This is a genomic window from Roseateles sp., assembly GCF_965229315.1.
Classification (GTDB): domain Bacteria; phylum Pseudomonadota; class Gammaproteobacteria; order Burkholderiales; family Burkholderiaceae_C; genus Pelomonas.
This window is the reverse complement of record NZ_CBDDJA010000002.1, coordinates 1,684,601-1,706,469: the sequence shown is the minus strand read 5'-3', so window position 1 is coordinate 1,706,469 and position 21,869 is coordinate 1,684,601. Positions and strand designations below refer to the sequence as shown.

The 21,869-nt window shown below is 65.3% G+C and carries 25 protein-coding genes, 1 other RNA gene and 1 pseudogene; 12 read left to right on the top strand and 15 right to left on the bottom strand.

Translation table 11 applies throughout. The features are described from left to right. The first annotated feature begins 316 nt into the window (after positions 1 to 316). Positions 317 to 547, top strand: coding sequence for a helix-turn-helix transcriptional regulator (locus ACO07H_RS12640; RefSeq protein ID WP_422014613.1), 231 nt, complete (start codon positions 317 to 319; stop codon positions 545 to 547). Between the two features lie 29 nt (positions 548 to 576). Here ACO07H_RS12640 and ACO07H_RS12635 read toward each other — a convergent pair whose 3' ends face one another. Next, a complete protein-coding gene (locus ACO07H_RS12635) occupies positions 577 to 879 on the bottom strand; it encodes a hypothetical protein (protein ID WP_422014611.1) in 303 nt (100 codons plus the stop codon). 409 nt (positions 880 to 1,288) lie between these two features. On the opposite strand from ACO07H_RS12635, the gene ACO07H_RS12630 reads away from it, so the two are divergent. Together ACO07H_RS12630 and ACO07H_RS12625 are read left to right on the top strand one after the other, a co-directional pair. Then, complete coding sequence (locus tag ACO07H_RS12630) at positions 1,289 to 1,732, top strand: hypothetical protein (protein ID WP_422014609.1); 444 nt, start codon at positions 1,289 to 1,291, stop codon at positions 1,730 to 1,732. Next, complete coding sequence (locus ACO07H_RS12625) at positions 1,707 to 2,486, top strand: LuxR C-terminal-related transcriptional regulator (RefSeq protein WP_422014607.1); 780 nt, start codon at positions 1,707 to 1,709, stop codon at positions 2,484 to 2,486. The genes ACO07H_RS12630 and ACO07H_RS12625 overlap by 26 nt, the downstream gene beginning before the upstream one ends. A gap of 131 nt (positions 2,487 to 2,617) precedes the next feature. On the opposite strand, the gene ACO07H_RS12620 is transcribed toward ACO07H_RS12625, so the two are convergent. After that, positions 2,618 to 3,277, bottom strand: a complete 660-nt coding sequence (locus ACO07H_RS12620; RefSeq protein ID WP_422014605.1) for an MSMEG_1061 family FMN-dependent PPOX-type flavoprotein — start codon at positions 3,275 to 3,277, stop codon at positions 2,618 to 2,620. A 102-nt stretch (positions 3,278 to 3,379) separates the two neighbouring features. Between ACO07H_RS12620 and ACO07H_RS12615 the strand changes: the two genes are divergently transcribed. Next, the gene (locus tag ACO07H_RS12615; RefSeq protein WP_422014603.1) at positions 3,380 to 4,162 is read left to right on the top strand and encodes an AraC family transcriptional regulator; all 783 of its coding nucleotides are present in this window, start codon (positions 3,380 to 3,382) and stop codon (positions 4,160 to 4,162) included. A gap of 282 nt (positions 4,163 to 4,444) precedes the next feature. Here ACO07H_RS12615 and ACO07H_RS12610 read toward each other — a convergent pair whose 3' ends face one another. Then, entirely contained in the window at positions 4,445 to 4,714 is a 270-nt protein-coding gene (locus ACO07H_RS12610) for a hypothetical protein (RefSeq protein ID WP_422014601.1), read from the bottom strand. Between the two features lie 187 nt (positions 4,715 to 4,901). Between ACO07H_RS12610 and ACO07H_RS12605 the strand changes: the two genes are divergently transcribed. After that, positions 4,902 to 5,531: an H-NS family nucleoid-associated regulatory protein gene (locus ACO07H_RS12605; protein WP_422014599.1), complete on the top strand. Its 630-nt coding sequence runs from the start codon at positions 4,902 to 4,904 to the stop codon at positions 5,529 to 5,531. A gap of 552 nt (positions 5,532 to 6,083) precedes the next feature. Here ACO07H_RS12605 and ACO07H_RS12600 read toward each other — a convergent pair. Beyond that, positions 6,084 to 6,871 (bottom strand): annotated as a pseudogene (locus ACO07H_RS12600) (IS3 family transposase); the annotation flags it as partial. Between the two features lie 107 nt (positions 6,872 to 6,978). Between ACO07H_RS12600 and ACO07H_RS12595 the strand changes: the two are divergent. Genes ACO07H_RS12595 through ACO07H_RS12585 form a run of 3 tightly spaced genes read left to right on the top strand, consistent with a single transcriptional unit; the run spans position 6,979 to position 8,313 of the window. Continuing rightward, positions 6,979 to 7,611, top strand: coding sequence for a Mu transposase domain-containing protein (locus tag ACO07H_RS12595; RefSeq protein ID WP_422014597.1), 633 nt, complete (start codon positions 6,979 to 6,981; stop codon positions 7,609 to 7,611). 19 nt (positions 7,612 to 7,630) lie between these two features. Next, positions 7,631 to 7,873, top strand: a complete 243-nt coding sequence (locus ACO07H_RS12590) for a hypothetical protein (protein WP_422014595.1) — start codon at positions 7,631 to 7,633, stop codon at positions 7,871 to 7,873. Between the two features lie 59 nt (positions 7,874 to 7,932). Continuing rightward, positions 7,933 to 8,313, top strand: coding sequence for a hypothetical protein (locus ACO07H_RS12585; protein WP_422014593.1), 381 nt, complete (start codon positions 7,933 to 7,935; stop codon positions 8,311 to 8,313). Positions 8,314 to 8,904: 591 nt separating this feature from the next. Here ACO07H_RS12585 and ACO07H_RS12580 read toward each other — a convergent pair. The 6 genes from ACO07H_RS12580 to ACO07H_RS12555 form a co-directional block, all read right to left on the bottom strand. Next, the gene (locus ACO07H_RS12580) at positions 8,905 to 9,222 is read right to left on the bottom strand and encodes a type II toxin-antitoxin system RelE/ParE family toxin (protein WP_422014591.1); all 318 of its coding nucleotides are present in this window, start codon (positions 9,220 to 9,222) and stop codon (positions 8,905 to 8,907) included. Then, positions 9,219 to 9,500: a YlcI/YnfO family protein gene (locus tag ACO07H_RS12575; protein WP_422014589.1), complete on the bottom strand. Its 282-nt coding sequence runs from the start codon at positions 9,498 to 9,500 to the stop codon at positions 9,219 to 9,221. The genes ACO07H_RS12580 and ACO07H_RS12575 overlap by 4 nt, the downstream gene beginning before the upstream one ends. 77 nt (positions 9,501 to 9,577) lie before the next feature. Further along, on the bottom strand, positions 9,578 to 9,925 hold the full coding sequence (locus tag ACO07H_RS12570) for a DUF7673 family protein (protein ID WP_422014587.1): 348 nt from the start codon (positions 9,923 to 9,925) through the stop codon (positions 9,578 to 9,580). 112 nt (positions 9,926 to 10,037) lie between these two features. Further along, positions 10,038 to 10,916 (bottom strand): DUF932 domain-containing protein, encoded by an 879-nt coding sequence (locus tag ACO07H_RS12565; protein ID WP_422018635.1) that lies wholly within the window; start codon positions 10,914 to 10,916, stop codon positions 10,038 to 10,040. A gap of 72 nt (positions 10,917 to 10,988) precedes the next feature. Next, positions 10,989 to 11,417, bottom strand: a complete 429-nt coding sequence (locus ACO07H_RS12560) for a single-stranded DNA-binding protein (protein WP_422014585.1) — start codon at positions 11,415 to 11,417, stop codon at positions 10,989 to 10,991. A gap of 720 nt (positions 11,418 to 12,137) precedes the next feature. Next, complete coding sequence (locus tag ACO07H_RS12555; RefSeq protein ID WP_422014583.1) at positions 12,138 to 12,761, bottom strand: hypothetical protein; 624 nt, start codon at positions 12,759 to 12,761, stop codon at positions 12,138 to 12,140. Between the two features lie 141 nt (positions 12,762 to 12,902). Here ACO07H_RS12555 and ACO07H_RS12550 point away from each other — a divergent pair, with 141 nt between their 5' ends. Both ACO07H_RS12550 and ACO07H_RS12545 read left to right on the top strand, forming a co-directional pair. Continuing rightward, positions 12,903 to 13,157, top strand: a complete 255-nt coding sequence (locus ACO07H_RS12550; protein ID WP_422014581.1) for a hypothetical protein — start codon at positions 12,903 to 12,905, stop codon at positions 13,155 to 13,157. 339 nt (positions 13,158 to 13,496) lie between these two features. Then, positions 13,497 to 13,757, top strand: a complete 261-nt coding sequence (locus ACO07H_RS12545; protein ID WP_422014579.1) for a hypothetical protein — start codon at positions 13,497 to 13,499, stop codon at positions 13,755 to 13,757. A 597-nt stretch (positions 13,758 to 14,354) separates the two neighbouring features. On the opposite strand, the gene ACO07H_RS12540 is transcribed toward ACO07H_RS12545, so the two are convergent. The 5 genes from ACO07H_RS12540 to ompA form a co-directional block, all read right to left on the bottom strand. Next, a complete protein-coding gene (locus ACO07H_RS12540) occupies positions 14,355 to 15,662 on the bottom strand; it encodes a tyrosine-type recombinase/integrase (RefSeq protein ID WP_422014577.1) in 1,308 nt (435 codons plus the stop codon). Positions 15,663 to 15,834: 172 nt separating this feature from the next. Continuing rightward, positions 15,835 to 16,207, bottom strand: a transfer-messenger RNA (tmRNA) gene (ssrA, locus tag ACO07H_RS12535). A 13-nt stretch (positions 16,208 to 16,220) separates the two neighbouring features. Continuing rightward, entirely contained in the window at positions 16,221 to 16,898 is a 678-nt protein-coding gene (locus tag ACO07H_RS12530) for an HAD family hydrolase (protein ID WP_422014575.1), read from the bottom strand. Then, a complete protein-coding gene (gene ubiG / locus ACO07H_RS12525) occupies positions 16,895 to 17,596 on the bottom strand; it encodes a bifunctional 2-polyprenyl-6-hydroxyphenol methylase/3-demethylubiquinol 3-O-methyltransferase UbiG (protein ID WP_422014573.1) in 702 nt (233 codons plus the stop codon). The genes ACO07H_RS12530 and ubiG overlap by 4 nt, the downstream gene beginning before the upstream one ends. Before the next feature lie 84 nt (positions 17,597 to 17,680). Further along, a complete protein-coding gene (ompA, locus tag ACO07H_RS12520) occupies positions 17,681 to 18,337 on the bottom strand; it encodes an outer membrane protein OmpA (RefSeq protein WP_422014571.1) in 657 nt (218 codons plus the stop codon). A 267-nt stretch (positions 18,338 to 18,604) separates the two neighbouring features. Here ompA and gyrA point away from each other — a divergent pair, with 267 nt between their 5' ends. Beyond that, positions 18,605 to 21,259 carry a DNA gyrase subunit A gene (gene gyrA / locus ACO07H_RS12515; RefSeq protein WP_422014569.1) on the top strand — a complete coding sequence of 885 codons (2,655 nt, stop codon included), beginning with the start codon at positions 18,605 to 18,607 and terminating at the stop codon, positions 21,257 to 21,259. 1 nt (position 21,260) lies between these two features. Continuing rightward, on the top strand, positions 21,261 to 21,863 hold the full coding sequence (locus ACO07H_RS12510) for a DUF2059 domain-containing protein (RefSeq protein WP_422014567.1): 603 nt from the start codon (positions 21,261 to 21,263) through the stop codon (positions 21,861 to 21,863). The last annotated feature ends 6 nt before the right edge of the window (positions 21,864 to 21,869 follow it).

Here is a 21,869-nt window from a genome sequence, read left to right as displayed (position 1 = left end):
CCTGCACGATCGACACCGAACAGGCCGACCCTAGCGCACGGGTTTCGCGACAGATGGACGTGACTCCGCCTAATAGTCTCAGGAAACGCTTGGCTTTGCGAGGCTAGGCGCGCGGAACTTTCACGTCAACGAGACGTAGGCGGTTGCTGGACACGACTGACGAGCGCGTCAAGGGAGGTGGCGTCAGGCTGGTGGCGGCCAGCGGTGCTGCAATAGCTAGTCGTTGCGGAAGGCAGCCGCATCACGGCCCAAATCCAGCAGACACGTTCTACGTAAGCCAACCTAGATTTCTTCAATCGTTCACCGGAGCCGAGATATGCAAACACCGCTGCCTCACAGCCCAGTTGCAGCTGGCGACGCAGAACCTTCCGACACGCTGAGATTACCCAAGGTCCGACAGCGCACGGGGCTGGGTCGCTCGACCATCTATCGCCTGATGTCGCAGGGACTCTTCCCGAGCGCGGTGCAACTGGCTCCTCGCGCCGTCGGCTGGCACAAGGCAGACATCGACGCGTGGCTGGCAGCGCGCCCAAGAACAGCCCATTGAGGTACCGCTGGCGATGTCTCTGCCTCTGCCTAGAGCGCCATCGCCACCTTGAGCACGGTGGCAACCAGCATCAAAACGGCAAGAACACGCGCGCATAGCCACGTCGTGAACCAATACCGATGATTTGCGAACAGCGCGGTATAGGCCCTGAGCGGCGCGATGAGCACCGCAAACGCTGTGACCAACCAGATCAGCGCGCCTGGCATCGGCGCGTGCCATGCCAGCAAGGCCCACACGACGGGCCAGGCCAGGGCGTCGACGAGAGCAAGAGCCCGTCGTCCCGGCCAACCTGGCGCGTCCGGCCGTGCTTCCCTCACGATCAAGACAAACATAGGGCCCCCTTTCCAAGCGCCGTGCACGCCCATGACAGCAGAAATGGAACCACGAGCTAACGCCGCATAGGTACGGCATGGAAACAGTTTGTAAGAGCAATCACATGCCGAGCAAGCCAGCCAGTACATGGACGTTCGAGACCGGGAAATTTCTTCAACTCTGGCTGACGAGAGAACCACCCACCTCTGAATCTCGAACGACATATCGCTCAAAACGTTCGGGTTTCCAGCGGTCAGTCGACCACGTCCGCAGACGGCGCGTGGCGGAACCCGGGTAACCCGGGCGCGGTTCTCTCTCTAGACGTGCGAACGAAAACGGTGCGCAATACGTTCGGGGCAGCCACTTCATTTTGCTGGTGGAGAAGCCGCCGTCTGAGGGTCGCCAGCATACGTAGCCTGAGGAGCAGGGATGGATGCCGATCAGAATCGTGCCTGCGAAGACCAGCCGTCCGCAGAGTGCCCCCGGCCGAACGCCGTCAGAAAGCTCGATCCGCCAGACAGCCCGCCGCGACCGCTGGGATCCAAGCGGTCCGCGCTGTTCTCGCAGAAGCACCGGCAGTTCACCTCTGTCTGGCGCGCAGGGCTGACCGGTTCCGCAGCCCGCCCCAGAGGACAGGTCTTCACGTCAGCAGACGGGACGCTGGCGTTCACCGTCTTGCCGACGAAGACGGGCCTCATGGTCGAGCGAAGTCACTACGCATCGAGCGGAAAGCGAACCGTGCAGACGATGGCGTTCGACAGCGCCGTCGAGTTTGACCGATGGTGCGATTTGGAGCCCGTCCGGTTCAGTGACCCCCTGCTGCACCGCCAGCTACGGCGCGAAGGCCATGAAGCCCTCAACAGCGCCGGGTGAGTGCTCCAGCCTCGCTGACCTGACGAGGGCATCCGACTACGGCGCGAGGATTCTGGAGTTCTTGCCAAGCATCAGCGAAGCACCCGACGCTGAGGCGGCGGTCTGCCTGTTCAAACGCGCCCTCCAGTTGATCGGCGCAGACGCAGGCGTGTTTCAGAGCGTCATTCGGGACGACGCCATGCGGACGACCTACCGCTCGGTGCTCGCTTGCGATCCGCTGTGGGCCGTCGAGTACGTGAAGCACGGTTGGCACGACTGCGACCCATGGCTTCGGCACGCCTTGCGCAGCGAGGAGCCGACCCTCGGCACAGCGCTCGATGTGCGACCGGATGAGGAAGCCTTCGTCACCACGTCGGCAAGCCTTGGCTTCGCATCTGCGGTGGTCGCCCCAGCACCGAGCTGCGCCGGCACGTCACGCGTCGGCGTGTTGACCCTCGGGTCGCACAACGTGGGGTTCTTCGAGGATGAGGGCTACCGGCTGGTTCGGGTCATTGCCAAGGCACTCGCGATGGAACTGCACCGCTGGCTGCTGCAGGCGATCCGCAAGGAGCTGCTGACCCTGTCGCGCATCACGGCCGCTGAACTCGATCTGCTTCGGCATGAAGAGGCCGGGCACACCAGCAAGATGATCGGCGCAGCGCTGCACATCGAACCCAAGACCGTCGACTGCAGATTCCAGCGGCTGAGCGCAAAACTGGAAGCACCCGACCGGCGGACGGCCGCGCGGATTGCACGGCTGTACGGGTTGCTGTGACGACGACACGAGGAGTTCATTCCTTCGCAATTCCGCAGGGAAGATGCGCAGTGCTGCGCGCCACGATTTCCGCCTGGAGCGTCTGCCCGTCACGGCGTGAGCCTCGTTGCAAAGGACCCCGACACGCCGGCTCAATAGAGGTCGTTGCGCACCCCATGTTGGTAATGCGCATTGACTTGCGCAATCTGATCTTCGCTCATGCTGGCCTTCGCGTCGCCTAACCGAGCCACCTCCGCCAGCATCTGGCCGACCGTCGGCAGGGTATCGCGGTCGATGCGGAAGTGCTCCTCCCAGAGCTTTGCTCGGTTGATGGCCTTGCCGCAATGCAGCAGCACCTCATCGATGCTCACGACGGTGGCCGTCTTGGGGATCCGTTCACCTTCCTTCAACGTGGCCAGCAGCGAGGGATCCGTCGAGATCCGGCCTCGCCCGTTGATGCGCATGAAGATTTCCAGCCCCGGAAACAGAAACAGCAGGCCCAGGCGGTCGTCGTTCTCAAGATTGCGCAGTGACTCGATGCGATTGTTGCCAGGCCAGTCGGCGTAAACCAAGGTTCGGCTGTCCAGCACGCGGACGAACCCAGGCGGACCGCCGCGCGGCGATGCGTCGAACCCGCGCTCGCTGCCGGTCGCAAGGCAGAAGAACGTCGCCGCCTTCAGGTACTCGACATGAAAGCCAACGAGGTGATCAAGCACGGCTTTCTGGATTCTCTCCGCCGGCGGATCGTAGAGCGCATCCAGGTTTGGACGCTGGTCGCCGCGGCTCTCTTGGCGGGTCACGTTCTCGGTCATCGGTCAATCTCCTCTACGCGTATCGCGGGTGGTCAGCGAAGGATAGGCATCACGGCCTGGCAGCTGTACAGCGACGAGGACAATGAGTATCAAAATCCCGCCATGGGCGACTTGAAGTTCGACGTGAATGCGCGTGACAGCTCGAATGGGCCCGCCGTGTTCGTGGCGGTTGGCCATGGCGAGGAGGAGCTCGCCACCGAGCCGCATCAGCACGCGCGCGGACAACTGTTCGGTTCTCTTCGGGGCCTCTTGAACGTGGAACTCGACGAAGGCGTGTGGATCGTTCCAGCGATTCATGCCGTCTGGATCCCGCCCCATCACAGACACGGGGGTAGAACGAACGGCCCGTTCCATGGCTGGAGTGCCTACGTTGCCGAGTCCGCGTGCGACAACTTGCCTCGGCATCCCTGCGCAGTGCGCACCTCGGGTTTGCTTCGCGAGGCGGTGCTGCGCGCGAGCCAGTGGCCGTCCGGCGTGTTCGACAAGCAGATGCAGCACGTGGCCGAAGTCATCCTCGATGAAATCCGGACGCTCCCGGTCGAGCCCCTGGGCCTACCGTTCCCGCGCGAGCCGCGTCTGCAGCGGATCGCCAGGGCCCTGGTCGCCAACCCTGCCGACGACCGTGACCTGGAACGCTGGGCCGCGTGGGCCTCGGTCAGCTCCCGCACCCTGAGCCGGCGATTCGTCGCGGAAACCGGCTTCCATTTCACTGCGTGGCGTCAGCGGGCGAAACTGATGCGGTCGCTTGAGATGCTCGCGGCTGGCATGCCGGTGACCGCGATTGCGCTCGACCTGGGCTACTCGACGGCCAGCGCCTACATCGCGCTGTTCCGTCGCACATTCGCCGAGACCCCTGCCGCCTACCGGCTTCGACTCCAGCCATGATCGCTGCGGCGAAGCAGCGCAGCAACGCGGGATCCAGTTTCCGGATCCTGCGGGGGCGTTGAGTCCGCGGCGCACGCAGGGCCAAGACTTCGTCCGCTCGGCTGCAGCGCCACGGCAGGCGTCGCTTCACCCAATGCTTGCGGCCTGTCCAGCTGCAGCCGAGCTATCGGGCTGCGCGTGTCAACACATGGAACGGTACTTGGAGCACAAAGGCGCTGCGTCCGTTGGGCGCGTGGCGCCCATCACGGTTTGGCTGCCGGCAGACCTGCGGTTCGAACGGCCTCAGCCGGCCGACAATTGGTGCAACTTCAGCCCCAACTCGAGCGCCAATCGGACAGCAGCCCGGGTTCCCATGTCTGCCCGGCCGACAGCGACGTAGCCGTTCATGGCGCGGAGCGAGCGCTGCAACGAGTCCCGTGCACCCCTCAGCTCCTGCTCGCCGCGACGCAGACTGATCGTCATGCGAAAGATCTGGACTTCGCGATCCACCTGAGCGAGGCAAGCACGAAGCTGCCGTTGCCAGGGCTTGGCCTGCGGGACGGATGACAGCATCGCCTGTACCAGCTCATCCAGGTCGGCAATCGCCTTCGACAGGTGGCCGGGTGGTACGGCGAGATCGACAGTGTTTGTCCGTGAAGAATCCAGCGCACCATCATTCTCTCCAAGAACCGTGACTCGTCATCCAGACCGTGATCGCAATCGATAGACTGTTGCCTTCACCCCCTCCCGGAGTCACCGAATGGCAAAGTCCCTCGCGAAGATCAACGAGCAGATCGCAAAGCTTCAGAAGGAAGCTCACTCGATTCAGTCCACTGTCATCGCGCGAATCAAAAGGGAAATCGCCCAGCACGGGCTCACCTCGGAGCACCTGTTCGGTGCTGCGAGTGACAGCGGCGACACGAGCAGCACAAAGAGAGCCTCGAAGGTCACCAAGACGCGCGCCACCAAGACGGCTGGCGCCGCCAAGCCTGCGAAGTACGCCGATGGCCAGGGGAACACCTGGCATGGCATCGGCAAGCGTCCGCAGTGGATCCACGATGTTCTGAACGCGGGTCAATCCCTGGCCGACTTCCTGGTCGGCGCCAAGAAGGCCAGCCCGGCAGCCAAGAAGGCACGCGTGGCAGCAGAGGTCGCACCAAAAGCACAAAAGAAGCGCGCGGTCGCGAAGAAGACCGCTGCTGGCAAGAAAGCGGCAAAGACCACCAAGGCACCTGCTGCAGCGAAGGCGGTGAAAGCCACCAAAGCCGCCAGCAAAGCGCCCGCGAAGAAGGCTGCCAGGCCTGCTGCGGCAAAGAAGGCCCCCATCAAAAACACACCCAAGGCCAAGATTGCGGCTTCGCCCGCTGACGCTACTCAAACGTCGAATTGACGCTCACGCGGGGACGTCTGCGCATGACGCCCTGCTGGGCAGGTCGGTGGGCACCCCGCCACGCGGCAAGCCGGCCGGTCAGCGGCGGCACGATGCAACGCTGAAGCGCCAAGTTGTTGCGACACGCGCGGCGGACTGCTTGGTGAGCCGCATCACGTCACCGGCATCACGCCGCACTTCGCGCCGCGGCGCTGACGACTTGGCTACAATTTCTTTGTCGAAAATGGTGGACCGGTTCCGGTGAGCCCCGGTCAGCTCTGTGCCTGCAAGGCATTGAGCCTCAATCCAACCCGAAAGGGTCGCGGACCACGACAGAAGGCGAACGTGCGTCGTTTTCTGTTCGATGGTGGGAGCCGGCAAGTTGCTGGCGTCCGCAGTCCTTGCCTAGGGATTTGCTGCAATCGACAGATACCTCGTGCGTTTACATGCGCGCTTGAAGCGCGTTCTGGTTCTGCTTCGAGGTCAACATGCAACACACACCCGTCCTTATCGTTGGTGGCAGCCTGGTCGGCTTGTCCGCCTCTCTCTTCCTCGCCTGGCGAGGTGTCCCCCATAGCCGCGGAACCGCGCCACCTGATCCAGCACCCGCACGACGTACTCGCCGCCGATGCCGTGATCGACGGCGATGTCCACGCACTCGTGGCTGAAGTCGTCGGTCACGGTCAGGCACTTGATGCGCCGACCGCTGGCCAGGCTGTCGCTGACGAAGTCCATGCTCCACACCTCGTTGACGGTCTGGCATTCGTGCAACGGCACGCGTTCGAGCTTCAGGCGCTGCTTGCCGCGGCGCTTGCGCACCGACAGGTCGGCCAGCTTGTAGAGCCGGTACACGCGCTTGTCGTTGATCTGGGTGCCGGCGGCGCGCAGCAGGTCGGCGATGCGCCGGTAGCCGAAGCGCCGCCGTTCGTGCGCCAGCTCGACGATGCGCTGGCTCGTCGTCTGGTCGTGCTGCGCCCGCTGGGGCGGGTGGCGCCAGCTGTCTCGCGACAGGCCCACCAAGGCGCAGGCGCGCCGTTCACTGATCGAGGTCGCTTCCAACATGGTGCCCACCGCGCGCCGTTTCGCCGGTGGGCTCAGCGCTTTACGCCGAAGGCCACCTTCAGCGCCTCGTTGTCCAGCACGGCCTCGGCCAGCAGCTTCTTGAGCCGGTTGTTCTCGACTTCGACGTCGCGCAGCCGCTTGGCGTCGCTGGCCTCCATGCCGCCGAACTTGGCCCGCCACTTGTAGAACGTGGCCGAGCTGAATCCCTCTCGGCGGCACAGGTCCGCCACGCTCATGCCGGCGTCGGCCTGCTTGATGAACCCGATGACTTGCTCGTCTGTGAATCTGCTCTTGCGCATCGCGCTTCCTCTCGGTTGCGCGGATTCTTCTCTATTGCCTTGGTACGGATGACGGGTTGCAGGTCAGCTGTGCCCGCGTCCTGCTCTGCGACAACCTCAAGAGTGCTGTGCTCGAGCGCGTGGGTGACGCCATCCGGTTCAATCCCGAGCTGATCAAGTTCGCCTGCCACCATCGCTTCGAGGCGCGCCCGGTGGCGGTGGCGCTCGGCAATGAGAAGGGTCGCGTGGAACGGGCGATCCGCTATGTGCGCGAGAGCTTCTTCGCCGCGCGCGAGTTCACCGACCTGGGCGACCTCAATGCTCAGGCGCGCCAGTGGTGCGAGGGCCTGGCCTCGGACCGGCGTTGGCCCGAGGACGGGCTCTTGAGCGTGCGCCAGGCGTTCGAGGTCGAGCGCGCCAGCCTGCTGGCACTGCCCGTGCAGGACTACCCGCTGGGCGAACGCGCGGCCGTGCAGGTGGGCAAGACGCCCTACGTGCGCTTTCAGCTCAATGACTACTCGGTGCCGCACACCTATGTGCGACGCACCTTGGCCGTGCTGGCCGACGAGGCGCGTGTGCGCGTGTTCGACGGCGCGGCCGAGATCGCCAGCCATCGCCACCCTCGTCGAGCTGTCAAACCTCGGTGTGCCCGCGGACAAGGTCAGGGTCGTGTTCAACATGGTGGACGACGACGTCCCACCGGCCCAGGCCTTCAGCCCCCTCCTCGCATTCCTGGCAGGTTGCCCGGTGGCGACGGCTGACCTCGCCTGCCGAATCGGGGTGAACGAGGTCTACGAGAGGGTCAAGGGGCTCAGCATCGACCTGGCCGGCCTAGCGGCAGACATGACCGATTACAAGGCGCTGATCGCGAAGGCCGCCGACACCACTGAGAAGGTCGCGCTGGCGCAGCGGCTCGCCATCCGTCGATTGGCGACAGGCGTCATCCCGGAACTCGACGCCTGCTTCGCAGCGCTCGCACTGACGGAGCCAGCGCCGCCAGCCGAAGCGAGGGGTCTGCTGTGACAGGCCCGGCGTCGACCCGCGAGGCCCTTCTCGCGGAGGCACTCGGCGAACTCGGACGCATGCTGGACCGCGTGGAAGCGACGGTCCCGGCCCTACAGGCAGCCGGTGACGCAGCACAGGCTGCAAGCGAGCGGATGCGAGAGCAGGCTGACGGCGCGGAACAACGCATCCTGGCACTTTCTGAGGCCGCCAAGGGCCATGCCGTCAAGCACATCTCAGGCTACGCCGCGCAGGCAATGCGACATGCCAGGGACGCGGAGGTCGTGCGGATGTCTGCCGCGGCACGAGCAGTGTTCAGGCAGGAGCTGGCGGCCACGCTGCGGCAGCAGACGCGGGATAGGTCCGGCGGCCTCGCGCTGACATGGAAGGCGCTCCTTGGGTCGCATCTGGCAGCTTGCGCCGCCGCATCGATCGCCACCTGGGCGAGCATGACGTTCTGAGTCGCCGAACGTCCCTTGACGCCAGCCCCTCCTCGATCAGCCGGCCTTGACAGCGGTCCACAAGGCGGACGGCTACCAGCCTGGCGCGTCCGCAGGACGCCCCGGAGTGGTCGCGCAGCGACCACACGCGCCGAACCGGGCCAGCGCCGGCGGAAGATCCGGGCATGCGCTCCAACCCGCTTTGCGCACAAGCCAGCGGAGCCGTTCGCCACGAGCCGCAGGCTCGTCAGGACAGTTGGCTGTTGAGCGGCCCGGCTTCGGGCGTGGCGGGTGGCCGGGTGGCAATCTGACCGGGCACGCGCGAAGCTCAGCATGTCTGAACCGGACTGGTTGCCAGGCGGGGCCTTCGCGCGCAGCGGGAAGCATCAGGCCCGCGTTCCCGGCCACGGGCGGGCCGATCAGATGGACGTTCGCCGCACTGCCGGCGTTGTGCAGGCCACCGGCGCGCCAGCCTGCACCGTGCCCCGATCCTGGCAGGGCGCCATGACACCCCATTGCCGAGCGACCATGGCTCCTGTACGCGCGCCCAGGGTGTGGCGGTCCACAGCTCGCTGCGATGCCTGCGAACCTTACGACGGCTGAAGGCCGTCCTCAGTGGTAATCGTCCTCGCGCTGATGCCGCACTGCAACGATCACGACGTTTGCAGCGTCCTCGACTTCGAACAGCGCGACATAGCCCGACCTTCCGAACGAGATGACAAGCTCGCGCAGGAAGGGGCTGAGCCCCGCCTTGCGGCAGGTGAACGGCGAAACCGTCAGCGTGGCGATGCCGGCGCGGATGGCCGAGAGGGCATCCTGCGCGAGCAAGAGGTCGCCGCCATCTCGGGCGAGCTCGCGCTCAAGGACGAAGTCGAACAGGCGCTCGATGTCCGCCTCGGCATCCCGAGTGAGCCGGACCCTGAAGGTCACTTGTGCTTCGCCGCCATCTGCGCGCGAGCTGCTTGCAGCTTGCGTTCCAGCTTGGCGAGGACGACGTCGGCATCCACATACTCGCCGGTCCGGCGGGCCTCGTCGCGCGAGCGCAGCCCGCGCGCGAGGAACTCCGCCTGGAACCGGCGGCGTTCCACCTGAGCGCGGATCGACGCCTCGACGAACTCGGAAAGCGTCTCGCCCTCGTCGAGCATGGACTCCACTTCGGCGCGGAGCTCGGGCTCCACGCGCACAGACGGAATGTTGGCGGTCTTCATGACGCCAATGTAGCGCATTTGCGATGCAATGGCTTGCGGCAGCCCCGGGTGGGAGTTCAGGCGGTGATCCGTGGGTCTCAATCACGCGCAGCACCGAGGCCCCATTGACGGATCACGCCGCGCACGCGTTGCTCGCCGTGGGGCACGAGGCGATAGAGGTCTGAGCGGCCCCAGCGCAGCGCGTCCAAGCAGCTGAGCATCGCATCGCTGATGTCGACATCGACGGCACGCAACTCGAAGAGGTCAAACGAATGAACGCGGCCGTTGTACGTCGCGGCAATGAACAACGCGGCCCGGCGCTGCTGGCCGCTGTCGCCGCTCTCGGCATGTTTGAGCAGCCGCGCAAAGGCTTGACCCCCCACGTCGGTTGCCTGCTGTGCACGCCCGGCATGGCTGGCCAGGATTTCTACGGTCGAAGCACCCATGGCGTTCTCCTGATGGGATGGCGCGGAACGGTCACCGGCTGCTGTCGATCGTCGGGCCGGCAGCGCCCCGCTGAAGCGCTGGATTCGGGACCGAATCCAGCGCGCGGCGAGCTCACGCCTTGAGCTTGCGCATCTCCTCGGCGAGCATCCACAGCGCCCTGTTGAGGCTCACGCCCCGGTCGATGCTCTGCACCGCTCGCGTGTGCATGCGGCGGCCCTGCGCGTTGCGGCCCGGTTGGCCGCCCCGGATCACGTTCTCCTGGACCCGCTGAAACGTGGACCACAGGCTGTGCCCGGCGTCTTCGACCCGCCGCGCCTGCACAAGCTGCTCAGCCGTCACGGGCGCTGGACGAAGTTCACTCCCCTCCCCCCGGCGTTCGCCGAAACGCAGGGCCAGCGCCGATGTCGCGAACGCGATCTGCTCCCGTGGGTCAAGCTGCAGCGCCTTCATCGCCTCGGCATGCGCGCCCACGGCCTCGAACTCGTCCAGCACCCTGAACGCGCCCTCGATCACTTCGCCCTGGATGTTGCCCTTGTGCGGGATGCGGATGTCTTCGACCACGTCGCCAACCACCAGGCCGTTGCAGCAGACGAAGCGGAACACGCCGGCCAGCATCTGGTACGAGCTCGCACCGTCGTGGCTGTTGATGAGGATGATCTCGTTGGCTTCGGGCTTGGTCTGGACCTGGCCGCTGCTGTCGCGGTGATGGCGCATGCGGATCATGTGTTTCGTGAACTCCGCCTTGCCCTCCACACGGCTGGAGCCCTGGGCCACCATGAAGGGCTCGAAGCCCTCCTTGCGCAGCCCGCGCAGGACCTCGATGGTCGGGATGTAGGTGTATCGGTCGGAACGGCTCGCGTGCTTGCCCTCGGCAAAGATGGACGGTGCCGCCGCGCGCATCTGGTCTTCTCCGAGCGGCTCGTCGCTGCGGATGACGTGGGTGGTGCGGCCGGCAAAGCGAGCCGCGAGCGTGGGATGGGTGGCATGCATGATGGACTCCTTCGAACGTTGGATGAGGTCGACAGCGGGCATGGCCTGCTCGGCCACGACCGCCGGCTGGGTTCAGGTTTGCGCGCGAGCAGGACGCCGCGTCGCGCCGGCCTTGGCGCCCGCCCCGTCCGCACCCTGCGCAGCGCCCCGGCGTGCTTCGCCTTCGGCACGGCTGTCCAGGTAGTCGATCTCCTCAACGGCGAAGTCCCAGCCGTAGACCGTCTCCTCGTCCCTCAAATAGTTGTTGTTGCGCAGGCGCCCGACGATGTTCACGTGCGAACCGCGCCCGAGGTACTCGGCTGCGTTTTCGGCCTGGGCGCCCCACAGCGTCCACTGGATCGCCGTGGATTGCTGCTCGCGCGCTTCGCCCGAACCTCGCACGTTGTTGCTGATCGCCGTCAGCGTCGCCTTGGCAATCCGACCTTCGCGGCCCGACACGAACTCGAGCTTGACCGGACCGGCGAGGTGCGCATTGCGCTGGATGACTTGAACGTTGGCCATGACCAATCTCCTTGCGTGAGAGGTCAGCCGGGCCCCGGACTGGGTTCCCTGAAATCTGATCCTCTCGCTCGGACTTCCTCGCTCCCGCCCACGGGCGGGCGGGGGGTGGGCATGGCCCCTTCCGGCGGGAAGGGGTTGGGGATGGATGTTTGGACCTCGCAGCCGAAGCAGTGCGCCGGTTTCCCGGCCCACCGCTACGAAGATCCCCCCACAAGTCCCCCTCACCCAGGGACGGGGGTTGTGGGGGGAGCGCGGTGGGACGACTGGCGCACAGGCTGCCCCTTCACGGGCGACGCAGCGTCAGCGGGCGATGTGACAGCTCGCCTGGCGCAGCGCCTGCAGCGAAGGATGCCCACACCATCCCATGAGCGGCGGCGGCCCCGCGGACGGCGTGACACCAAGCGCAGCGACTGGCACGACGGGCGAGCCACTGCGATCACCCCACAGCGGCCCGGCTCCGGGCGTGGCGGGTGCGCGAGGGGGCGATCTGGCCGGCATGGCGCGCAGCGCAGTCCGTCAGAACCGGCCTGTTCGCCAAGCGGGCCGTTCGCGCCGGGCGCGAAGGATCGGGCCCGCGGTCCCGGTGCACGGGAGGGCCGCTCAGCCGGCGGCTTGGGCCGCCGGCGCAAAAGGTCAAACGCCCCCCATAAAAGGGGGCACCAGGACCGCCAAGGACACCGCGAGAAGACCTAAGCAAGGCGGCCCCGTTGTGCCGGCCCGTCAGGCCGCGCTGGCAGCTTGGCCCCTCAGTGGCGACGGAACCCAGCGCTTGCCACTCAAGTCGCGCTCAGCGACGCGCGCCAGTTCGCTCTTGGACACGCCCTTGTAGCGCGCGGCCACATCCGGCCCTGCCGCTTCCGAGATGGCCCGACTGATCTGATCCTTGGTCACTCGCTGGAAGTAGGTCCTCTCGCTGGCTTCCCACCAGTCGGCCATGTCCAGGCCCAGCATCGCGCACAACGGATCGAGCAGGCCGGCCTTCTCGTCGTCGTGCACATCATTGAGGTTGACCGCGACACACAGTGTCAGCAGTTCCATCCGTTCGGCGTCGGCCAGGCCGGCCAGCCAGGGCAACAACCGGTCAGGGTCGCCCGGGATACGCTCGCCCCAGCGTTCGCGTGCGCTATCGTTGACAGCCGCTGCCCGGGCCTCGGCGAGCGTGCTGCCGGCCTTGGGCAACAAGCCCGCGTCCGGCGCATTGGCGATCAACCGAACGGCGGAGGGCGTCGCACCGCAGGTGTCGCGCGAGAGCCGCTGCACGAGGCAATGCAGCAGCGCGGTCAGCGCCACGTCCGGCCGGTCCAGCATGACGGCACGGGCCGCCAGGGTGCGATGCGCGGTCAACCACGCACCCTCGGCCACCTTTCGTCCAGTGAATCTGCAGGTCATCCGCTCCTGCCAGCAATCCGTCGCCCGGCGCTCGCAGCGGCAGTAGCTCCTGCAGACACTGCAATCACTGACACAAAGCACCCGCCGGAGCCCACCATGAATACTGCTGCCAACACCTTCGTCATCGCGCTCGTCGCTGTCGCTGCCTGTGCTGCCATTGGGGTGAGCCTGGCCAACCGCACAGCCGCACCAGCACCTGAGATCGTGAAGCTGGAGCGAGTAGTCGTGGTCGGCAAGCGGGCGGACGCGGCCGTGATCGCGAAGCTGCCACGTGTCGTGATTGGAGGGCGCAGCGCCGCGCGGAGCGACGTGACAGTGGCTTCGACCTCGATGGCAGTGCCGTTGATCTGAACCCTCGTTGCCGTCAGCCCCACACCCGCCGCTGGCGGGTTTCGTTTTTCCGGTAAGGACCTGCGCAGCCCGGCCACATGCGTCGTGTGTGTGAGACGGCTGACCTCGCAGGGCCGCCTCAGGGCTCAGTTCTGCAACCACCTGGCCCTCACCGAGCACAGGCTCAAGCAGTGATGGCGATGGTCCGCGCCCCGGCGCGTCGTGCATGCCAAGGTGAGAGCGGCGGTGATGGCGCCTGACACCCTCAACGCTGGGGATGAGCTTCTCGCCATGGCGTGGCACCCTGCCTTGCATCCATCCAGATGGGTGCCTTCCGATCAACCCCTCCAAGGAAGTGACATGGGCGATAGAGACATAGCTGGCGAGAACCTCGGCGTGCTGCAGACCTACGCCAAGGATTCCTTCAAGAAGCTCGAGAAGAAGTGCATCGCGAGCGACGGCAACGAGAGGACCACACGAAAGAACATGGTGCAGTGGATGATCGACAACGGTTTTGCAAAGGAGAAGGCTCCCGGGCATGGCTCGGGAAAGCCCGGCGACAAGATGCAGGACAGCACCAAGAAGTGGATCCAGAGCGTCCAGAAAAAGATCGGATCCTGACGGCTGGGCTGAAGCCCGGTGTGGGAAGTGCCAGTCCATTCTGTTGCTGCTGAACCTGCGACAGTGTCATCACTATGGCGCGTTGCTCGATGGGCGGGCCGTGGTCCGTCATCGTCAGGTCTTTGGCGGTGGCGAACTGATATTTAACGAGCGTCGGGCGCTTTCGCTGCAGCCGATGACGGTTCTAGACCGTCTGGTGAACCATGGCAGCGCACCAACATGCGGAGGTGATCCAGTTCGACAGCGAGCGCGTCGTGCACCGCGACGTCCACGACCACCGCGAGCGAATGCCAAGGACTTTGAGTCCCTTCCGTGCCCCTAAAGCGCAGCACTCCTGCCTGTGAACTTTTTTTGTGTGTGGATAGCACTCCAGCATTTCCACCACCCGAGCCGCTTCGTCGGTCTCGCCAAGGACCGACAGCAGTTGTCGCTTCTGCGACGGCGTCAGCTTCGACGCCTGTGCCAGCAACGTCTCCACCTTTCGACTGCGCATGACTGCCCCCTTGAGCCTCGTCCACCGAGGCCGTCCCAGCCAGTCTCCGTGGCCGCTGGCTCACTAGGCGAGCCAGCAACATCTAATGCGCAAAGAGCCAATCTTTAAGCTATCCGGCTACCCAACGAAACTACTTCCGCACCCTTCCGAAGGCGATCCAGATAGTCAGCCCACGACTGCATCATCGTGCGGCGCTGCTCAAGGTACTGGGTCCGGTTGTAGGCCCGACCCAAGCTGTCCGACACTGCATGAGCAAGCTGAGCCTCGATGACCTCAGGTGCGGTGTTCAAGCGCTCCGCCAGCATGGTGCGAGCCATTGCGCGAAAGCCGTGAGCGGTCATGTCGTCGTTGCCATAGCCAAGCCTGCGCAACGCACTGCGAACGGTGTTTTCGCTCATGCAGCGATGGCGCGACGTAAGGGCAGGGAATACAAAGCGCCCTTCGCCGGTCAGAGTTTGTAGCTCGGCCAGCAGTTCGACCGCCTGGCGAGCCAGCGGGACGACGTGCGGCGGACCATCTGCCTTGTCTACCTTTGTGCGCTTCATGACGCTGCCAGGCACTGTAAGCGTAGCCCCTTCAAGGTCCACCCAAGCCCACTCCATGTGACGCAGTTCTCCCGGCCTAAGCAGCAGCAGCGGCGACAGCAGCAGCGCAGCGCGGGTGACGGGCTGCCCACCGTAATCAACGGCGGCGCGCATGAGCTTGCTTACTTCAGCGGGCTCTGTAATGGCCGAGTGGTGGCGAGTCTGAACGGGGCGCAACGCGTCGCGCAGATCAGCGGCAGGGTTGCGAGTGCAGGCGCCAGCGGCAATGCCATACCGGAACACCTGCCCGCATGCATCTTTGATGCGGTGCGCAGTTTCGATAGCCCCTCTCGCCTCCACACGGCGCAGCACTGCAAGCAGTTCGGGCGCGTCGATCTCCCCCAGTGGGCGCCGGCCGATCCAAGGGAACGCGTCTTGCTCGAAACGAATGCGCGTCCTGTCGTGATGACCTTGGCTGACTTTGACGGCATGGACAGTGCTTAGCCATTCCCGAGCCACGGTTTCAAATGAGCCGGCTGGCGCTAGCCCCTGTGACTCGCGCTCAGCGGCCAACGCGGCAGCGGCGCGAATCGCCCGCGCCGCCTCTCGTGTTGCGGCAGGATCGAGGCCCTGCGCGAGTAGCTCGCGAGCGTCTTGGGCCTTTTGTCGCGCCAGCGCTAGGCCCGTATCGGGGTACGTCCCCAGGCTCAGCGTATTTCGCTTGCCCGTTGGGCGGGTGTAGTCGAAGCGCCAGCCATGCGAACCGCCTTTGACATACGGGCGCAGGTACAGGCCATCGCCATCGCTGATTCGCGTAGCGTTGGCCCCGGTCATGGCCTTCAGCTTGGCCTTCAATGCCAAGTCGCCAGAAATGAGGTTGCGCGACATGCAGGAACTCTCCTTGTGGATTGAGGAGGATTCTGCGGTTCCTGCGCCGGTTCCTGCAAGCCACGCAGGAACTCCCCGGACCTCAGCGGACCGCAATGGACAAGAAAAAAGGCCCAAGTCCTTGGTGGACTTGGGCCTTTTGCATTTCAGCGGACTTCACTGAACTCTGAGATGGTGGAGCCGGGGGGAATTGAACCCCCGTCCGCAAGCCATCACCGGGCAGATCTACATGCTTAGCCGGCTGATTTGAATCTCACGGTCAACTCGCGCAGTGGCACGCTAGCTTTCCCGCCAGTCACTTGATCTCGCCACTTGCTGAGTGACCCAGCAAATGACCAGCCGATGTGAGTGACTTCTCAGCCTTGCTCCTTGCGGAACTCAGCCCGGCCCATCGGCCTGCCGTTGAGAAGCTCATCCGCAATTAAGCGGCGAGTGCGAACGTAGAGTCGTTTGCAGTTACTTTGTTTCCAGTGGTTTTACGAGCGAACTGGTGCTCGGCATGCCCTACTCCGGATCCGCACCCACGTCGAAACCAAGTCGGCCCCAGAGAACGCTATCTTAGGCCAAGCCCAGGGATTTCAAGAGTTCACCGGGGCTGCCCAGTTCGAGATCAGCCTGCCAGTGCGCAAATTCGGCGTCTTGCCCCAGGTATCCCCAGGCCGCCACCGCGGTGGACATGCCTGCGGCCCGGCCGGCAACGATGTCCCGCTCATCGTCGCCGACATAGAGACAGGTTTGCGGCGTGAAGCCCAGGCGGCGCGCCGCTTCGAGCAATGGCGCGGGATGCGGCTTGGTGTGAGCGGTGCTGTCTCCGCCCACAACCACTGCAGCGTCGAGCCGAAGTGCGGCCACCAGCGGCAGCGCGAATCGTTCGGCCTTGTTCGTGACGATGCCCCAGGCGAGCCCCGCCTGCGCCAAGCCGGCCAGTTCTGCCTGGACGCCGGCGAAAGGCGAGGTGCTGTCGAACATCAGCGTTTCGTAGCGATCCAGGAACTCGCGCTTGAGCCCGTCGTATGCCGGGTCGCCCGGCGCGACGCCGAACGCCTGCGCCAGCATGCCGCGCGCGCCCGATCCGCCATGCGGACGGTACTGCGCCAGGGGCAGCGCATGCAGCCCGCGATCCCGACGCATCGCGTTGGCCGCGCGGGCCAGATCCCCGGCGCTGTCGATCAGCGTGCCGTCCAGGTCGAACAGCACGGCCCGCAGATGCGACCAGCGCGGCACCAGCGGCTTCACAACGGGCGACGGCAAGCCAGCAGGTAGTTCACGTCGGTGTCACTGCCCAGCGTGTAACGCTGCGTCAGCGGGTTGTAGGTCAGGCCACGACTGGCCTGCAGCTCCAACCCGGCGTCGCGGCAGAACTGCGCCAATTCGGAAGGCTTCAGGAAACGCGCGTACTCGTGCGTGCCCTTGGGCAGCATGTTCAGCACATATTCGGCACCGACGATGGCCAGCACGAAGGCCTTGGCGTTGCGGTTCAGCGTCGACAGGAACACCCAGCCGCCCGGCTTGACCAGCGTGGCCAGGGCATGGACGACGGAGGCCGGATCGGGCACGTGCTCCAGCATTTCCATGCAGGTAACGGCATCGAAGCCGGCGGGCTGCTCGGCCGCCAGCGCCTCGACGGCGATCTCGCGGTATTCCACACCTGGGGTGCCGGCCTCCATCGCGTGCAGTTCGGCCACACGCAACGGCTTGGTCGACAAATCGATGCCCAGCACCTGGGCGCCCGCGCGCGCCATGGAATCACTGAGAATGCCCCCGCCGCAACCCACGTCCAGCACGCACTTGCCTGCGAGCGGGCAAAGGCTCTGGATCCAGCCCAGGCGCAAGGGGTTGATCTCGTGCAGCGGCTTGAAGTCGCTCTCGGGGTCCCACCACCTGTGGGCCAGCTCGCCGAACTTGGCGAGTTCTTGAGGGTCGGCGTTGATCATGACGGATGCAGAAAAGGAAAAGCCCCGACGGGCGGACCGTGCGGGGCTTGAAGGCTTCACAGGGCGCCCGAAGGCGCCTGGACCTTACTTGTTGCGCGTACCGACGACTTCGATCTCGGTGCGGCGGTTCTTGGCGCGGCCTTCGGCGGTCTTGTTGTCGGCGACAGGCTGCTTTTCGCCCTTGCCTTCGGTGTAGACGCGGTTCGGCTCGACGCCCTTGCTCACCAAGTAGGCCTTGACGGCTTCCGAGCGGCGCACGGACAGCTTCTGGTTGTAAGCATCGCTACCGACCGAGTCGGTATGGCCGACGGCGATGATGACTTCCAGATTGATGCCCTTGGTCTTGCTGACCAGGTCGTCCAGCTTGGCCGTGGCTTCGGGCTTGAGCGTCGACTTGTCGAAGTCGAAGAAGGCATCAGCGGCGAAGGTGACCTTTTCGCTGACCGGAGCGGGCGGCGGGGGCACGGGCTTCGGTGCTTCCGGAGCGGGCGCCGGGGGCGGCGGAGCGACCGGTGCCGGCGGCTCGACCTTGGGTGCCGGCTTGATTTCGCCGTCGCAACCCTTGGCAGCAGTGGCCGGGGTCCAGAAGTTGTCGCGCCAGCAGTATTCGTTGGTGCCGTTCTTCCAGACCGTGCCGTCGGTGGCGCGCCAGTTGTCGATGGTCTGTGCCGATGCGCCGGACGCAGCAACAGCGACCGCGGCTACCGCAAACAGCGACGCCACGCGATTCAGTTTCTTCATGATTCTCCTCTCAAGGAATGCCGCAGTTGCCCTGCGAGAGTCAGTGCTCGTACCTCTAAACCTTAGGAGAGACTTTAGGGTTTCTCCTAGGGACTCGACGATTGTGCCATGGGGGCACCGAGACAGATGCATTGTGGCGGCCTACGTTCGTAGGCATGGTGACGATGTTGCGCTGCTGCTACATGGGGCGCGCCGCTTAGAATTTGCGCCTTTCACCTACATCCTGACGACGCCGCGCACGTGTAGCGCACGCGAGATCAAACCTGCATGACTCAGTTCGCCAAGGAAACCCTGCCGATCAGCCTTGAGGAGGAGATGCGCCGCTCCTACCTCGACTACGCGATGAGCGTGATCGTCGGACGGGCCCTGCCCGATGCGCGGGACGGCCTGAAGCCCGTGCATCGCCGCGTGCTGTACGCGATGAACGAGATGGGCAACACCTACAACGCCAAGTACCGCAAGTCGGCGCAGGCGGTGGGTGAGACCATGGGTAAGTACCACCCGCACGGCGACTCGGCCATCTACGACACCATCGTGCGCATGGCGCAGCCGTTCAGCCTGCGCCACATGTTGATCGATGGGCAAGGCAACTTCGGCTCGATCGACGGCGACAACGCCGCGGCGATGCGCTACACCGAGATTCGCCTCGACAAGATCGCCCACGAGATGCTGGCCGACATCGACAAGGAAACCGTCGATTTCGGACCCAACTACGACGGCAGCCACAAGGAACCGTTGGTGCTGCCGACCCGGCTGCCGCAGTTGCTGGTGAACGGCTCGTCGGGCATTGCCGTCGGCATGGCCACGAACATCCCGCCGCACAACCTCAACGAGGTCGTCGACGCCTGCCTGTTCGCGCTGAAGAACCCGGCGTGCACGGTCGACGAGCTGATGGAAATCATCCCGGCGCCGGACTTCCCGACCGCCGGCATCATCTATGGCTTGGCGGGCGTTCGCGACGGCTATCGCACCGGCCGCGGCCGTGTCGTCATGCGCGCCAAGGTGCATTTCGAGGACATCGACAAGGGCTCGCGCCAGTCGATCATCGTTGACGAGATCCCCTACCAGGTCAACAAGAAGACGCTGCTCGAACGCATCGCCGAGCTGGTGCACGAGAAGAAGATCGAGGGCATCAGCCACATCCAGGACGAGTCCGACAAGTCGGGCATGCGGGTGGTCATCGAGCTCAAGCGCGGTGAAGTGCCCGAGGTGGTGCTGAACAACCTGTACAAGCAGACCCAGTTGCAGGACAGCTTCGGCATGAACATGGTCGCGCTCGTGGACGGCCAGCCCAAGCTGTGCAATCTGCGCGACATGGTCATCGTGTTCCTGGAGCACCGCCGCGAGGTGGTGACCCGCCGCACGATCTTCGAGTTGCGCAAGGCGCGCGAGCGCGGCCATGTGCTGGAAGGCTTGGCCGTGGCGCTGGCCAACATCGACGAGTTCATCGAGACCATCAAGACCTCGCCCACGCCGCCGGTCGCCAAGGCGGCGCTGATGGCCAAGAGCTGGGACTCGTCGCTGGTGCGGGAGATGCTGACCCGCGCCGAAGGCCAGACGCCCGGCGGCCGCAGCGCCTTCCGGCCGGAAGGCCTGGAACCCGAGTACGGCATGCAGGCGGACGGCCTGTATCGCCTGTCCGACTCGCAGGCCAGCGAGATCCTGCAGATGCGCCTGCAACGCCTGACCGGGCTGGAGCAGGACAAGATCGTCGGCGAGTACAAGGAGGTGATGTCGCAGATCGCCGACCTGCTGGACATCCTGGCCACGCCGGCCCGCGTGACCAGCATCATCAGCGACGAGCTGACGCAATTGAAGACCGAGTTCGGCCAGACCAAGCTCGGCGCGCGCCGCAGCGTCATCGAGCACAACGCGCAGGAACTCGGCACCGAGGACCTGATCACGCCGACCGACATGGTCGTCACGCTCTCGCACACCGGCTACATCAAGAGCCAGGCGCTGAGCGAATACCGCGCGCAAAAACGCGGCGGCCGCGGCAAGCAGGCCACGCAGACCAAGGACGACGATTGGGTCGACCAGCTCTTCATCGCCAACACGCATGACTGGCTGCTGTGCTTCTCAGACCGCGGCCGCGTCTACTGGCTCAAGGTGTGGGAGGTGCCGCAGGGCTCGCGCAACTCGCGCGGCAAGCCCATCGTCAACATGTTCCCGCTGCAGGCCGGCGAGAAGATCACCGTTGTGCTGGCGCTGACCGGCGAGTTCCGCAGCTTCCCCGAAGATCACTTCATCTTCATGGCGACCGCCATGGGCACGGTGAAGAAGACCTCGCTGAAGGACTTCAGCAACCCGCGCAAGGCCGGCATCATTTCCGTCGACCTGGACGAAGGCGACCACCTGATCGGTGCCGCGCTGACGGATGGCCGCCACGACGTCATGCTGTTCAGCGACGGCGGCAAGGCCGTGCGCTTCGACGAGGACGACGTACGCCCGATGGGCCGCACCGCCCGCGGCGTGCGCGGCATGATGCTCGAACCCGACCAGCGCCTGATCGCCATGCTGGTGGCCGAGGACGAGACGCAGAGCGTGCTGACTGCCACCGAGAACGGCTACGGCAAGCGCACCAGCATCGTCGAGTACACGCGCCACGGCCGCGGCACCAAGGGCATGATCGCCATCCAGCAGAGCGAGCGCAACGGCCGCGTCGTGGCCGCCACGCTGGTGCGCCCGGAAGACGAAATCATGCTGATCACCGACAAGGGCGTGCTCGTGCGCACCCGCGTCAGCGAGATCCGCGAACTCGGCCGTGCGACGCAGGGTGTCACACTGATCGCGCTGGACGATGGCAGCAAGCTGTCGGGCCTGCAACGCATCGTCGAGAACGATGCCAATGAAGCCCACGAAACCGACAGCGCCGCCGAACCCGGCGACGCCGCCGACAACCCTGAAGCCCCCAAGGACTGACATGACCTCTCGCAAGCTGGGCCTGGCCCTCGCCCTGGCCCTGGCCGCTGGCACCTCGATGGCGCAGCCGTCGCCTGCCAAGAAGGCGCTGATCGACAAGATCGTCGCGCTGCAACAGCAAGGTCTGGCCGAAGGCCTGTCCGCCAACATCGTGCAGGCACCGCTGGGCCAGTTGATGCAGGCCGGACGCGCCGCACTGCAGCAGGTGCCCGCCGAAAAGCGCGAAGCCACGGCCAAGGCCATGGAAGCCGACGTGAAGAAGTTCGTCGAGGAGAACGTGCCCTACCTGAAGGACAAGATTTCCAAGGCGGTGCCCGGCACGGCTTCGGCGCTGCTGGATGAACGCTTCAACGAGGACGAACTGAAGCAGGTCCTGGCCTGGGCAGAATCGCCCGTCAGCCAGAAGTTCGGCATGGCCAGCGTCGAGCTGCAAAAGGCCATCGCTCAAAAGGTGATGGCCGAAGCCGCTCCGACGCTGGAGGGCCGCCTCAAGACGCTGCAGGCCAACCTGGCCAAGCAACTGGGCCTGCCGGTCCCTGGCACCGCGCCGGCGGCCGCAGCCAAGCCGGCTGGTTCCGCACCCGCGCCCAAGAAGCAGCCCTGACCCTTG

What these genes read in the sequence shown, in the direction of transcription:
- ACO07H_RS12640 (WP_422014613.1), top strand. Translation starts at nt 317, where the DNA reads ATGCAAACACCGCTGCCTCACAGCCCAGTTGCAGCTGGCGACGCAGAA.
- ACO07H_RS12635 (WP_422014611.1), bottom strand. Translation starts at nt 879, where the DNA reads ATGTTTGTCTTGATCGTGAGGGAAGCACGGCCGGACGCGCCAGGTTGG.
- ACO07H_RS12630 (WP_422014609.1), top strand. Translation starts at nt 1,289, where the DNA reads ATGGATGCCGATCAGAATCGTGCCTGCGAAGACCAGCCGTCCGCAGAG.
- ACO07H_RS12625 (WP_422014607.1), top strand. Translation starts at nt 1,707, where the DNA reads ATGAAGCCCTCAACAGCGCCGGGTGAGTGCTCCAGCCTCGCTGACCTG.
- ACO07H_RS12620 (WP_422014605.1), bottom strand. Translation starts at nt 3,277, where the DNA reads ATGACCGAGAACGTGACCCGCCAAGAGAGCCGCGGCGACCAGCGTCCA.
- ACO07H_RS12615 (WP_422014603.1), top strand. Translation starts at nt 3,380, where the DNA reads ATGGGCGACTTGAAGTTCGACGTGAATGCGCGTGACAGCTCGAATGGG.
- ACO07H_RS12610 (WP_422014601.1), bottom strand. Translation starts at nt 4,714, where the DNA reads ATGCTGTCATCCGTCCCGCAGGCCAAGCCCTGGCAACGGCAGCTTCGT.
- ACO07H_RS12605 (WP_422014599.1), top strand. Translation starts at nt 4,902, where the DNA reads ATGGCAAAGTCCCTCGCGAAGATCAACGAGCAGATCGCAAAGCTTCAG.
- ACO07H_RS12585 (WP_422014593.1), top strand. Translation starts at nt 7,933, where the DNA reads ATGCTGGACCGCGTGGAAGCGACGGTCCCGGCCCTACAGGCAGCCGGT.
- ACO07H_RS12575 (WP_422014589.1), bottom strand. Translation starts at nt 9,500, where the DNA reads ATGAAGACCGCCAACATTCCGTCTGTGCGCGTGGAGCCCGAGCTCCGC.
- ACO07H_RS12570 (WP_422014587.1), bottom strand. Translation starts at nt 9,925, where the DNA reads ATGGGTGCTTCGACCGTAGAAATCCTGGCCAGCCATGCCGGGCGTGCA.
- ACO07H_RS12565 (WP_422018635.1), bottom strand. Translation starts at nt 10,916, where the DNA reads ATGCATGCCACCCATCCCACGCTCGCGGCTCGCTTTGCCGGCCGCACC.
- ACO07H_RS12560 (WP_422014585.1), bottom strand. Translation starts at nt 11,417, where the DNA reads ATGGCCAACGTTCAAGTCATCCAGCGCAATGCGCACCTCGCCGGTCCG.
- ACO07H_RS12550 (WP_422014581.1), top strand. Translation starts at nt 12,903, where the DNA reads ATGAATACTGCTGCCAACACCTTCGTCATCGCGCTCGTCGCTGTCGCT.
- ACO07H_RS12545 (WP_422014579.1), top strand. Translation starts at nt 13,497, where the DNA reads ATGGGCGATAGAGACATAGCTGGCGAGAACCTCGGCGTGCTGCAGACC.
- ACO07H_RS12540 (WP_422014577.1), bottom strand. Translation starts at nt 15,662, where the DNA reads ATGTCGCGCAACCTCATTTCTGGCGACTTGGCATTGAAGGCCAAGCTG.
- ubiG (WP_422014573.1), bottom strand. Translation starts at nt 17,596, where the DNA reads ATGATCAACGCCGACCCTCAAGAACTCGCCAAGTTCGGCGAGCTGGCC.
- ompA (WP_422014571.1), bottom strand. Translation starts at nt 18,337, where the DNA reads ATGAAGAAACTGAATCGCGTGGCGTCGCTGTTTGCGGTAGCCGCGGTC.
- gyrA (WP_422014569.1), top strand. Translation starts at nt 18,605, where the DNA reads ATGACTCAGTTCGCCAAGGAAACCCTGCCGATCAGCCTTGAGGAGGAG.
- ACO07H_RS12510 (WP_422014567.1), top strand. Translation starts at nt 21,261, where the DNA reads ATGACCTCTCGCAAGCTGGGCCTGGCCCTCGCCCTGGCCCTGGCCGCT.